Below are 13,274 nucleotides of genomic sequence, written 5' to 3'. Positions count from 1 at the left end.
CCATCCTCCGTCTACTGCTAATATATGTCCGTTTACATAGTCTGATGCTTTACTTGCTAAGAATACTACTGCTCCCATTAAATCAAATGGATCTGCCCATCTTTCTGCTGGGATTCTTCCTAATATTTCTGCGTTTCTCTTTTCGTCTGCTCTTATTGGAGCTGTGTTAGCTGTTTTTATGTATCCTGGAGCTATTGCGTTTATTTGAATGTTTAAAGCTGCTAATTCGTTTGCAAATGCTTTTGTTATTCCTGCTACTCCGTGTTTACTTGCTGTATAAGGTGGAACGAATTTTCCTCCTTGGAATGCTAGCATTGATGCGATGTTGATTATTTTTCCGCTTCCTTGTTTAGCCATTACTTTTGCTACGTCTTGGCTTAGGTAGTATACAGAGTTTAAGTTTATGTTCATTACTGCTTCCCAGTCTGAATCTTTGTACTCTAATAATGGAGCTCTTCTTATTGTTCCTGCATTATTTACTAATACATCTATTTTTCCATATACTTTTACACATTCTTCTACACAAGCTGTTACTTGTGCTCTATCTGTTAAATCAGCTTGGAAGAAATGTACTTTTCTTCCTTCTTTTTCTACCATTTCTCTTGTTTCATCCCAAGCATTGTCATATGTTACTACGAATAAATCTGCTCCTGCTTTTGCTAAAGCTACAACATATGCTTGTCCTAATCCAGTATTTCCACCAGTTACAATCGCTACTTTTCCCTCTAATGAAAAGAAATTCATTGAGAATTTGTCTAACATCTCATTCATTTTATTTCCTCCTTATGATTTACGATATTTTTGTTATAATTATCACACATAATATCTGAAAAGTAAATCTCCAATTTTATATCAACACTTTTCTTTATAGTATTTTCTTTATTTCATTTTCTTTTATAAACCTTTGATTTATAATAAAAAATAAAAATATTTCATTTTGTTTTTAAGTGTTATTTTAGTGAGGAAGATTTTATGAATTTTATAATAAAATCTAATAATTTTTTTTATTTTATTCTAGTTATAAGAAATAAAATATCCTATTGAATATGTTAATTTTTTTTCTTTAAAAGATTTTATTTCTGATATTTTGACTCCTTGTCCAAGAGATACTCCTGTTCTTTTTAAATGTCTTAAAACTTCTAATGGAGAAGTAAATTCTAAAGATTTAATTTCGGTATAATAATCTATATTATTAAAATATTTTTTTAATATCTCTATCACCTCTTTATAATTTTTATAATTTAACCCAATTTTAAAATGATTGTATATCTCTTTCAAGTTATCTTCTAAATATATTGAGAAGGCTAATTTTTCTGTATTTTTTGAAATATTTTTTATTAAATTATCTAAATCTTCAATCCATTGAAAACTAGAACTTGATATTACCAAATCATATTTTTTAAACTTTATTTCACTCATATTTTTACAAATAAAATCCCTATATTTTATATCAATAAAATAATTTTCTGTATCATAATAATCGTTTAAATCAATATTTTTTATTTCAATTTTTTTTAATATCTCCTTTGTAAATAATCCTGTTCCGCAACCTAATTCTATAACATTATTAAACTTTTTTTCCTCTATTTTTTTTGAAATAAAATCGACTAAATTTTTTGCTACTTGTTTTTGTATTATTGCATTTTCATCATAAGTATAAAAATTTTTTTTAAAGTCCATTTGTCTCACCTATTTTTAAAATTTCTTCCCAAGAATTAAAATAATTAAAAGGATTGTGTTCTATTGGAATTTCTACTACTTTTGCATTCGTTTTTTTATAATATTTTTTTTGATTCTTCCAAGGAACTATTCTATCCTTTTTTCCTATTATTGCAATTGAAATAAAATTTTCTTGTGGTAAATAATCCTCTTTTAATTTTTTTAGTTCTTCCATTAAAAGATTAATATCTTTTTTTATCTCTATCTTTAATCCACTATTTTTTTGAAATTTTTTAAAATTTTCTTCATTCATATTTTTTAATGTTGAATAAAAAATATTTTCTGGTATTCCATTATTTCCTATTATTTCTGGAGTCCCATTTATTGAAATAATTTTATTATACTCTATCTCTCTACTTAAATTTAAGAACTTAGAAAGATAATATACTCCAAAAGACCATCCTATAAAGTTTATCTCATTATACTCTTCTAATATTTTTTTATTAAAGTCATAGGGGTAAGAAACATTTATAAATTTATATTCATTTGGTATTTTTATATTTTTTATGATCTCTTCTCCCATTCCCCAACCATTAAAAAATACTATTAAATTCATTTTTAAACTCCTCTAAAAAATTTGAAATATCTTTTTTAGAAATATTTGGATTAAGTCCCACTCTTATCCTTTCACTTCCTTTGGGCACAGTTGGACTTTTTATTGGATATACAATATAATTTTTATCTCTTAGATTTTTACAAATCACATCTGCTCTTTTATTATCCCCAATTATTAAAGCTATTATTTGAGATTCACAAATAGCATTTATATTTAACTCTTTTATTTTTTCCTTTGTAAAATTTTTTAAATCTTCCAATTTTTTTCTTCTTTCTTTAAATCTATCCATATTTTTTAGTATATATAAGTTCCATAATATATTAGCTGATGGTAAAAAAGTAGTATATATTATCTCTCTTCCAAAATTCAAAAGATAATCTTTGTGCTCCTTAGAACAAATTATATATGCTCCAACTGACCCTCCTCCCTTTCCTAAAGGAATTATCAAAAAATCTATATCTTTTACTAATTTTTTCTCATAAGCTATTCCATAACCATAAACTCCATATGAATGTGCTTCATCAACCATTAAGTCAAATAAATATTTTTCTTTTAACTTAACTATTTTTTCTAATGGAGCTATATCACCATCCATACTATAAACACTTTCTGTAACTACTAAGATATCCTCATAAATCTTACTATATTTTTCTAAACTTTCCTCTAAAGATTTAATATTTAAATGTTTATATCTTACTATTTTAGCTCCTGAAGATAATATCCCATCATATATACTTGCATGATTTAATCTATCTGTTATTATTAATGAATTTTTATTATAAAAAGTTTGTATAATTGTTTTATTTGCTGAAAACCCACTATTCACAACTAAGGAAGATTTTTTATAAATTTTGTCTAGTTCCTCTTCTAGTTCTCTTACCTCTTTATAATTTCCTGTTATTAATCTTGAAGAACTAGATGAAAATAGAATTTTGTCTCCAAACTTTTTTAAAAACTCAACCCTTAAATTTTTATCTTGTCCAATTCCCAAATAATCATTGGAAGATAAATTTAAACCAGTTTCATCTATTATTTTTAATTCTCTTTTATTATTTTCAGATTTTTTTATTTCTAACTCTTTTACTATATTTTTTAATTTCATTTTTCACCTTACTTATTTCTTAAATTAATATATTCCTCAATGGATATTTTACAGATTTCTAACATTTTATCAATCTCTTCATAGGTAATAATATATGGTGGCATAAAATACATTGTATCTCCAAGTGGTCTAAGTATTGCTCCATTTTTCATGGCAATTTTATAAATTTCATATCCAACCCTATCTTTAGAATTAAATCTCTCTTTGGTTTCTTTATTTTTTACTATCTCTAAAGCTCCCATCAATCCTATTTGTCTAACTTCTCCAATATAGTCTTTATCTTTAAATATTTCTTCAGCCTTTTTTCTTAAATACTCCCCTTTTTTATTTATCTCTTCCAATAAATTTTTTTCTTCAAATATTTTTAAAACTTCTAGGGCTATTCTACATCCTATTGGATTTCCTGAAAAACTATGGGAGTGTAAAAAAGATTTCCCTTCTAAATAATCAGAATAAAAAGAATCAAATATCTCTTTGGTCATAGCTACAATTGACATTGGATAATAACCAGCTGTTAAAGCTTTTCCTATACACATGATATCTGGTGTTACTCCAGCCCATTCACTAGCAAACATTTTTCCTGTTCTTCCGAATCCCATTGCAATTTCATCAACTATCATAGTTATATTTAATTCTTTGGTTAAATCTCTTAATTTTTTCATATAAATTGGAGAATAAATTTTCATTCCCCCAGCCCCTTGTACTATTGGTTCTATTATAGTTGCCACTATCTCCTCTGAATTTTCTCTTAAAACTTTTTCCATTTCATAAAAACACTCAGCTTGACACTCTTTATAATTTTTTTTAAAAGGACAGTTGTAACAATCTGGCCCTTGTACTTTTATAGCTTCTTTTATAAGAGGCTTATATTTCTGTGTAAAAAAATCTATATCTCCTACTGCTAAAGCCCCTATTGTTTCTCCATGATAAGAATTTTTTATAGTTACTAATTTATGCTTTTTTACATATCCTCTTTGATGCTGAGATTGTAAAGCTAATTTTAATGCAATTTCCACTCCTGAAGATCCATTATCAGCAAAAAACAATTTTTCTAATCCTTTTGGAAGAACCTCCATTAATTTCTCTGAAAGTTCAATAGCTGGTCTATGAGAAAAATTTGCAAAAATTATATGTTCTAAAGTATTGATCTGTTCATTGATTACTTTATTTATTCTGGGATTACAATGTCCCAATGGATTTAACCACCAACTTCCAACACAATCCATATATTTTTTACCAAATTCATCCCATACATAAATTCCCTCTCCCTTTTCTATAACAACAGGTGGAAATTTTTCATAGTCCTTCATTTGAGAACATGGGTGAAATATATATTTTAAATCTCTCTCTTGTAATTTGCTTAACATCTCTCCTCCTAAATTTCAAAAAATTTAAATAGTTCTTCTTTTAAAATATTCTTTTGATTTTTTTCTACTACTAAAAATTTTTTTATTTTACTATCTTTTAAAATAACTTTTATATTATCCTTTTCAAAATCTTCACCAGTATATCCATTGAAAATAATTCCATAAATTTCAATATTTAAACTCTCTAAAAATTTTATACTAAGCATTGCATGATTAATCCCTCCAACTTTAGTATTAGCAACTAAAATTACTGGTAGATTTAATTTTTTTATTAAATCATAAATATAAAATTTATCTCTTATAATTGGAACATATATTCCTCCAGCTCCCTCTACTAAAATATTTTCACACCTTGAAATTTTTTTATAAAACTCTCTTTCTATTAAATCTAAATCTATTATTTTCTTTTCTATCTCACTAGCTAAATGTGGTGATACTTCTGGAATAAGTTTACAACTACATCTCTCTCCTTTATATTCCTCATCATTAAAATCCGCTAAAAATTTTAAATCAGGTGCTATCAATTTTCCATCTTCATAATAACATCCACTTTGAATTGGTTTAAAATAATCTATACTCATATATTTTTTTAATTCCTTATATAAAAGGGATGATATATAAGTTTTACCTACATCTGTTCCTACTCCTGTTATAAAAAATCTATTATTTTCCATAGTCGCCCTCCTTAATTATAAGGTTATTATAATTTTAAAAAGTTAAGAACTCAAAGAAATAACTCATTTAGGTTAACATTAAAAAATGCACAGGAAAAATCTGTGCATTTTTACATAATATTTTATTTTAAAATTTGATATTATTCTGGTACTATCATTGTTATACAAGGAGCATGTTTCACAACATAAGAGGTTACTGATCCTATCATTCTAGTTATACCTTTTTTTGTAGATTTTGTCATAACTATTATATCAATTTTATTACTTATTGCATACTTTATTATCTCTTTTCCTGGATCTACAAAACCAACCTCACAATTTACTTGATATCCCTCTAGTTGTTGAACTGCAGGACAAACTATTTTTTGCATCTCACTTTCAGCCTCAGCAAAACTTTTTTCATCTATAAATAGTTGTGCATCCTCTTTTACATACATCAAAGTTAATTGAATATCCTCTGGTTTATAATACTCTTTTACAAGTCCTATTGAACTCATACTTCTTTCTGTTCCATCTAATGGTATTAAAATCTTTTTCATAAATATCCCCACCTTTCTTTTTAATATATTATTCTACACTAAAAAAGGATTTCCTTTATTTTATTTCAATAAAGTTATTAAACTATTTATTTTATTAGATTTTTTTCTTTTAAAAATTCTTTAGCGACTTCTTCTGGTTGTCTTCCCTCTTCATCAACTTTATAATTTAATTCCATCATCTCTTCATTTGTTAAAACTTCTCCCAGTTTTTCAATCAAAGGTTTTACTTCTGGATATTTTTTATAAACCTCTCCTCTCATTAAAGGTATTCCATTATATGGTGGGAAAAACTTTTTGTCATCTTCTAAAATTTTTAAATTAAATTTTTTCAAAAGTCCGTCTGTACTAAAGGCATCAATCACATCTACATTTTTATTTAAAAGTGCAATGTATTTTGGTGATCCATCTATGGCAACTTTTTCCTTCATCTTTAAACCATAAACTTTTTCCAAACCAACCAATCCATCTTCCCTATTAATAAATTCAAAACTTGTACCAGATTTTAATTTAGGTGCTACTTTTGTTAAATCACTTATTGTTTTCAAATTATATTTTTTTGCTGTTTCTTCTGTAACACTTAAAGTATAGGTATTATTAAAATCCATCTTCTCAAAAGTTTCAATATTATTTTTATCTTTAAAATCTTTCTTTAATGTTTCAGAAATTTTTTCTAGATCATTTGTAGCTGGATAGTTAAAATAATTTACATAGGCTACTCCTGAATATTCCATATATAAATCTATCTCACCCTTTTGTATAGCAGAATAACAAATCTGTCCTCCACCAAGAGCCAATTTTTTCTCTACTTTTATATCAGTATTTCCCTCTATTATATCTGCCATCAAATGTCCAACTATTAATTGTTCAGTGAAATCTTTAGATCCAACAACTATTGTTTTATTAGTTTTTCCTCCAATTTTAAAAAGATTAAAACTTAATAAAATAATTATCACAGCTCCAAAAATAGATAAAATCATTTTTTGTTTTTTTCTATCTTTTTTTGTTACATTTTTCTGTAAACTTATAGGCGTCACTAATTTTTCAACAGTAGCTGCTATAAAATCCACAGTCAATGCTAATATACAAGCTGGTACTGCCCCTGCTAAAATCTGAGCATTATCTATTAATCTTATTCCTGAAAAAACTAAGAAACCTAATCCACCAGCTCCAATAAAAGCGGCTATTGTCATAAATCCAACTGCTGTTACTGCTGATATTCTTATTCCTGCCATTATAACTGGAAGTGCTAAAGGAATTTGTATCTTTGTTAAAATTTGAAATTTTGTAAGTCCTATCCCCTTCGCAGCCTCTATGGTTTGAGGATTTATATTATCTATTCCTATATAGGTATTTTTTACTATTGGAAGTAGTGAATATAAAACTACTGCTGTTACTGCCGGAACTGTCCCTATCCCTAAAAATGGAATCATAAATCCTAAAAGTGCCATACTTGGAATAGCTTGCATTACATTTGCTATACCTAAAATTGGTTTATTCAAAGATTTTACATAAGAGATCAAAATCCCTATTGGAACTCCTATTATAATTGCCATTCCAACGGAAATCATTGTAAGATAAATATGCTCCATTAATAGTTTCGTCACTTGTTCTTGATTTTCTAAAATATATTGTATAAAATTCATATTAATCCACCTCTACATCTATGTATTGTTGACTAAGTGTTGTCACTAAACTACTTTTTGTAATCAAACCTTTTAATATTCCCTTATCATCAACCACTGGTACTGCTGAGGAGTTACTTGCATTTACTATCTTTAGTGCTGAAATAATATTTTCATCAAGATGTAATTTAGGAAAATCTACTTCCATTATAGAACTAGCCTTTATTGTTTTATCTTCCTGTCTTCTTATATTTTTAGGCTTAACAATTCCTATTAATTTTCTTGTTTTTATTTCAATCACTGGTAAACTATCTATTTTATTCTGTCTCATTTTTTCTATACAGTTCATAATAGACGCCTCTTTTGTTGTGGTAATCGGTCTATCTATCATTATATCTTTTACTTTTATATATTCTGGTGAAGCCCATATTCTATTTTTTCCAACAAAGTTTGAAACATATTCATCTGCTGGATTTTTTAAAATATTTTCTGGTGTATCATATTGTAGAATTTTTCCATCTTTCATTATACAAATCATATTTGCAATTTTAATGGCCTCATCCATATCGTGAGTCACAAAAACAATTGTTTTTTCAAATTTTGATTGTAGTCCTACCAATTCATCTTGAAGATCTGATCTTGTCATTGGATCTAAGGCTGAAAATGGCTCATCCATTAAAATTATCTCTGGATCTGTTGCAAAGGCTCTGGCTACTCCAACTCTCTGTTGTTGTCCACCACTTAATTCTGTTGGATACCTATCCAAATATATATTTGGATCTAACCCCACCATATTCATTAATTCTATTGTTTTTTTACTCAAAATATCTTCATTTATTTTTTCAAGCTTAGATATCAGTTGAATATTTTCTTTAATTGTCATATGTGGAAAAAGTCCAGTCTGTTGAATAACATATCCTATTTTTCTTCTAAGTTTTATTACATCAGAATTTATTATATTTTCTCCATCTATTAAAACTTCTCCTGATGATGGTTTTATCAATAAGTTTATCATTTTTAAAAGAGTTGTTTTCCCACAACCACTTCCCCCGATAATTGCCACTAATTGTCCTGTTTTAATTTCTAAATCTATCCCCTTTAGGACTTCATTTCCTTTAAAATTTTTGGTAATATTTTTAAATTCTATCATCTTAAAACACTCTCCTTTTTATCTAATTGGAAGAAACATTTAAAACTATAAAATAACCATCTGCTTAAAATAGTTGCATTATATATTATTTTTATTTCTTTGTCAAATTTTAAAAAATAGAGTATTTTTTTATCATTTTCTTCTTTTATTTTATTTTTGTATTTTTCAAGTTTTACAAATTATAAAAAATATATATGGATTATTTTTTATCTATATCTATTTTTTATTATATAATTTTCAAAATTTAAATTTTTTTAAAAAATTTGACATATATTTTTTTTATAATTATACTAGAAATATAAAAGAAAAGGAGATTGTTATGGAAAAAATAAGTTTTGATATAGTTGGAAAAGTTTTTGATTATGGCCCTCAAATAAATAAAATTATTTTAAAATTTGATGACGAATTAGATGATGAAAATATTTTTGAAGATAGTTTTACTATTTCAGTTTTATTTAATGATAAAAAATTTATAAGAAAAATTAAAAATATTGAATTAAAAAATAAAAATATTTTAATTTTAAATTTAGAAACAAATCCTAATTTAATAGAGGCTAATATTCTTTTATGGAATGAGGAAAAATTTAATTATAGTAATCCAACTATTATTTATTTTATAGAACAAAATAAAAAGTTGATAACAACATCTAAAAAATTTATTGAAATAGAAAAGCTATCATCAAAAGTTGATATTAATAATATTGAAAATATTGATAAGTTTTATTGTAGCAAATTTCTTAATTTAAAATACAGAGCTTTTAGACCTAAATTTAATGGCAAAAAACACCCTTTAATAATCTGGTTACATGGAGCTGGAGAAGGTGGAAAAAATAATATTACTCAAATTTTAGGAAATCGTGGAGCTTTTACTTTTTTAGAAAATGAAAATCAAGAAATTTTTAATTTCCCATATATATTAGCTCCACAATGCCCTAGTTTTTGGTTACAATCCTTTAAAGTTGGAAATCAGATATTGAAAGGCAAAAAAAATTATACAAAAGATCTCATAAAACTTATAAAAAATTATATTAAAGCAAATCCTCAAATAGATAAAAAAAGAATTTATATAGGTGGTTGTTCTATGGGAGGATATCAAACTTTTAAAACTCTAGTTTCTTCTCCTAAAATATTTGCAGGAGCTTTTATTTCTTGCCCTGCCTACGAACCAACAAAAAGGGAACTTGATAAAATTAAAAATATTTCTATTTGGTTAGTTCACTCTTCTAAAGATACTACTGTTTCTGTTGAAAACTCGAGAAATATTTTTAAATATTTAAAATCTATAAATTCTGATATTATTTATACTGAATATAAAGATATTATCTGTGATGGAAATAAATTTGATCCTCATGGTTCTTATTTTTATACACTACGTAACTATCCAAAAACAGAAAATGGAATTCATATCTTTCAATGGCTAGCCTCAAAGAAAAAATAATCCCAAACGGGATTATTTTTCTTCTTGGCTTATAATTACTTTTTTAGAGTTATATAATCTTAATTTTCCTTTTTCAGAACCATTTATTTTTATATAATCTCTTTTTATTTCTCCATTAGGATATCTTTCTAATACATATAGCTCTTCTACAAGAGCTTTTTGACTTGTATATTTTTTATATCCCTTCATTTTTTTATTTTCATCAAAATATTCTTCTCTTATAAGAGTTCCTTCTCCATTATATCTATTTTTTTGAATATATCCATCAGTTTTTCCATCTTTAATAGAAACTACTTCTGTTATATTTCCATTTCCCAATCTATAAATAGCTGTTCCTGTAAAAGGTTTATCTGTTAAATAATCATAGATTATTCTATTATCTAGATATAAACGGAATTGAGCATTTACCGGTTCTTCACCTTTTCCTATAACCTCTTCAAGAGATGGGTATTTTATACTCTTATCATCAAAAATATTCCATCCGATAGTATTTGTTCTATAATTTCTTGAAACATTTTTTAAGAAATAAACTATATCTTCATACTGCTCTTTTTCTTTTAAAGCTTTGTCATCATTTTTTGCTATATATTTATCTAATGACTTATAAATTTTATTAACTTCTTTTCTAGCATCTTTTTTTTGTAAAATTTCAGCTTTATATAACAATGAATATTTTTCTTCTTTATTTAATTCTTTATATTTTCCACAAGAGAGAAAAAGCATCAACATAGAAAATGTAACTATAATTTTTTTCATAATATGAACCTCCTATTCCACTTGTTCTTTATTTAATAGTATATATGCAACTCCCATTAAAACAAGAGAGAATAACATTCCTAACCAAAAATAAGAAAATCCTACATATTTTCTCACTTGAGAATCTATACTCATCATTTGAAAAAACACATATATAAAAGATACTCCATATAATCCTGCAGACATTGCTATTCCAGATTTTAAGAAAAATAATTGTTTTTTATATGCTGAATAAGCTACAAATAATCCAGCCATCATCATTAAAATTAAAACAAATCTTATCATAAACATTTTTGAAGAAACACCGTTTACATAAACTCCAAACTCTTCTATATCTGATAAGTTTGTAAATCCTATTTTCATATCACCTAATATAGGAATTCTTATATTTATCATCGGCATAAATGTAGATAAGAAATATAAAACTCCTCCTACTAATCCAACAATACTATAATTTTCACTTTTTATATTTTTTCCTATTTTTTCTTGTACTAATTCTTCTGATTTTGAGTAAATCTTTTCAACATTCTCTTTAAAATCACCTTTTAATAGTTCTTTAGATTTAGTTTGAAGATTATCAAAAGTTTCTTTTAAATTTTCTTTATTTATCACTATATTTTTTTCATCTTTTAAAGTGATAAAAGCAATAAACTCACCTTCTTGTAAATTTTTTTGAATTTCTGAAAGTTCCATAGGGATTGGTTTCTCTATTTGCTCAAACTTTAATTCTTGTAACTTTGTATTCAAAATTCCTGATGCTACACGTTCAATACTTGTTTCTTTTTCAGCTACTCCGCTTACACCTTCAAAGTCTGGAAATTTTATTAAATATTTTTTATTTTCTAATTGTTTTACTACTGCAATATATCTTTCCATATCTATTTCCTCCTAATTCAATTATTTGGCTATGTCTTGTCTTATTTGTCTAGGTTTTGGACTAGCTGGATTTTCCTCTTTTGGTTCCTGCACTTGTTTTTTCTCCACTGGTTTTACTGTTTTTTTTGTTCCGCTGGTTTTGACAGAAGTTGGATGAGTATCAGCTATTAATTTTCCATTTAAATAAACACGAGTTCTTATTTGTTCTGCTACTATTCTTAAATCTTTATCTAAACGATATTGATCATAACTACCATGAAGTTCGTCTATTCCTGGATCTGCTGTATTTTTTATATAACCTTTATCAACTATATTTCCTGATAAATCATAAATTGGAAAATCAACTATAAAAACTAATTTAGATTTTGTTTTGTTATAAACATTTCCTGATAACCACATCTCTATTCCTATTTGATCAGCATATTTAATACTCATTTTATAAGTATCTAAATCAAAATACTTTGAACTTGGTTCCTTTAAAAATACTTGGCTTGGTTTTGTATTTAATTTTCCTAATAAGTTAGAAACATTATTTAATCCAGTTTCTATTCCGTTAGATATATTATTTAATACATTATTTACATCTGCATTAGTACATCCCGTAAAAAAAATTGTTGTTAGTATACTTAAATAAATATAGATTTTCTTCATATTTTCTCCCCTAAATTATTTTCTTTCACCGTTTACATATTTATAAATCTCTTCTTTTCCATTTTTATAAATATATTTTGCATCTCCATTTAATTTTCCATTTTCGTATCTGTACTCTTCTCTGTCTCCATTAAAGAAATAATATACTGCTTCTCCTACTGGAACCCCATTTTCATATTTATACTCTTCTCTATCTCCATTTGAAAATACTATTTCAGCTTTTCCTTCTTTTACACCATTCTTATATGAATAATTTTGTTTTGTTCCATCAGTATATTCTATTGTTGCTTTCCCTTGATATTTTTTATCTTTTTCCTTTTCTATTGTTTCTGTTGAAACTATTTTTCCCTTACTTAAATTTGTTATAACTATCTCTCCACTTTTTTTATATTCCTTGTTTCCTATAATTTCACCTTTAGAATTTTTTATTTCTTCCATTTTATTATCTTCTATTTTTAGATTTTTCTTTAGTTCAGTGATATCTAATGGTATATATCTATCTGCAATCTTTCTCTCTTCCACTTCTAAATTATACTGTGCTTCATCAGATACTACACTATTAATAACATTAGAAACTTTTTTATTTTTTCTTAATGAGCCACTTGAAAGTCCATAAGAAATTAAACCAGATGCTAAAATAGCCACCACTATCCCTATACATAATTTCTTTTTTTCATCCATAAACTATCTCCCTTATTTTTTGACTTAAGCAATAATTTAATTAGTATAAGTATACTACTTGATTATCAAATAATCAACTATTTTTGATAAAAAAAAAGACAGATTACTCTGTCTTTAAATTTACTAATTAATTTATATTATAA

14 protein-coding genes are annotated in these 13,274 nt (G+C 25.9%); 1 reads left to right on the top strand and 13 read right to left on the bottom strand.

Annotation, left to right across the window (positions count from 1 at the left end; translation table 11 throughout):
- The 9 genes from kduD to Q1J48_RS05565 form a co-directional block, all read right to left on the bottom strand.
- On the bottom strand, nucleotides 1–762 hold a 762-nt coding region (gene kduD / locus Q1J48_RS05605), incomplete at its 3' end, for a 2-dehydro-3-deoxy-D-gluconate 5-dehydrogenase KduD (protein WP_300361886.1).
- Between the two features lie 252 nt (nucleotides 763–1,014).
- Entirely contained in the window at nucleotides 1,015–1,680 is a 666-nt protein-coding gene (locus Q1J48_RS05600) for a methyltransferase domain-containing protein (RefSeq protein ID WP_300361884.1), read from the bottom strand.
- Nucleotides 1,670–2,275: a pimeloyl-ACP methyl esterase BioG family protein gene (locus Q1J48_RS05595; RefSeq protein WP_300361882.1), complete on the bottom strand. Its 606-nt coding sequence runs from the start codon at nucleotides 2,273–2,275 to the stop codon at nucleotides 1,670–1,672. Before Q1J48_RS05595 ends, Q1J48_RS05600 begins: the two co-directional genes overlap by 11 nt.
- Complete coding sequence (locus Q1J48_RS05590; protein WP_300361880.1) at nucleotides 2,253–3,377, bottom strand: aminotransferase class I/II-fold pyridoxal phosphate-dependent enzyme; 1,125 nt, start codon at nucleotides 3,375–3,377, stop codon at nucleotides 2,253–2,255. The genes Q1J48_RS05595 and Q1J48_RS05590 overlap by 23 nt, the downstream gene beginning before the upstream one ends.
- Nucleotides 3,378–3,385: 8 nt before the next feature.
- Nucleotides 3,386–4,744, bottom strand: a complete 1,359-nt coding sequence (gene bioA / locus Q1J48_RS05585; protein ID WP_300361878.1) for an adenosylmethionine--8-amino-7-oxononanoate transaminase — start codon at nucleotides 4,742–4,744, stop codon at nucleotides 3,386–3,388.
- Nucleotides 4,745–4,752: 8 nt separating this feature from the next.
- Entirely contained in the window at nucleotides 4,753–5,418 is a 666-nt protein-coding gene (gene bioD, locus Q1J48_RS05580) for a dethiobiotin synthase (RefSeq protein WP_300361876.1), read from the bottom strand.
- Nucleotides 5,419–5,558: 140 nt separating this feature from the next.
- A complete protein-coding gene (locus tag Q1J48_RS05575; RefSeq protein WP_300361874.1) occupies nucleotides 5,559–5,957 on the bottom strand; it encodes a universal stress protein in 399 nt (132 codons plus the stop codon).
- An 86-nt stretch (nucleotides 5,958–6,043) separates the two neighbouring features.
- Nucleotides 6,044–7,600, bottom strand: coding sequence for an ABC transporter permease/substrate-binding protein (locus Q1J48_RS05570; RefSeq protein ID WP_300361871.1), 1,557 nt, complete (start codon nucleotides 7,598–7,600; stop codon nucleotides 6,044–6,046).
- A gap of 1 nt (nucleotide 7,601) precedes the next feature.
- Nucleotides 7,602–8,729 (bottom strand): betaine/proline/choline family ABC transporter ATP-binding protein, encoded by a 1,128-nt coding sequence (locus Q1J48_RS05565; RefSeq protein ID WP_300331719.1) that lies wholly within the window; start codon nucleotides 8,727–8,729, stop codon nucleotides 7,602–7,604.
- A 319-nt stretch (nucleotides 8,730–9,048) separates the two neighbouring features.
- Here Q1J48_RS05565 and Q1J48_RS05560 point away from each other — a divergent pair, with 319 nt between their 5' ends.
- Entirely contained in the window at nucleotides 9,049–10,167 is a 1,119-nt protein-coding gene (locus tag Q1J48_RS05560; RefSeq protein WP_300361869.1) for a prolyl oligopeptidase family serine peptidase, read from the top strand.
- Nucleotides 10,168–10,179: 12 nt separating this feature from the next.
- Here Q1J48_RS05560 and Q1J48_RS05555 read toward each other — a convergent pair whose 3' ends face one another.
- The 4 genes from Q1J48_RS05555 to Q1J48_RS05540 are packed head-to-tail and all read right to left on the bottom strand — an operon-like array spanning nucleotide 10,180 to nucleotide 13,131.
- Complete coding sequence (locus Q1J48_RS05555; RefSeq protein WP_300361867.1) at nucleotides 10,180–10,923, bottom strand: hypothetical protein; 744 nt, start codon at nucleotides 10,921–10,923, stop codon at nucleotides 10,180–10,182.
- Nucleotides 10,924–10,935: 12 nt separating this feature from the next.
- Nucleotides 10,936–11,799: a hypothetical protein gene (locus Q1J48_RS05550; protein ID WP_300361865.1), complete on the bottom strand. Its 864-nt coding sequence runs from the start codon at nucleotides 11,797–11,799 to the stop codon at nucleotides 10,936–10,938.
- Nucleotides 11,800–11,820: 21 nt separating this feature from the next.
- Entirely contained in the window at nucleotides 11,821–12,450 is a 630-nt protein-coding gene (locus tag Q1J48_RS05545) for a hypothetical protein (RefSeq protein ID WP_300361863.1), read from the bottom strand.
- A gap of 15 nt (nucleotides 12,451–12,465) precedes the next feature.
- On the bottom strand, nucleotides 12,466–13,131 hold the full coding sequence (locus Q1J48_RS05540; protein WP_300361861.1) for an MORN repeat-containing protein: 666 nt from the start codon (nucleotides 13,129–13,131) through the stop codon (nucleotides 12,466–12,468).
- Nucleotides 13,132–13,274 lie beyond the last annotated feature (143 nt).

Source organism: Fusobacterium sp. (assembly GCF_029258315.1).
Lineage (GTDB): Bacteria > Fusobacteriota > Fusobacteriia > Fusobacteriales > Fusobacteriaceae > Fusobacterium_B.
Note: the sequence above shows the minus strand (reverse complement) of the source record. Positions and strands in the feature narration are given on the sequence as shown.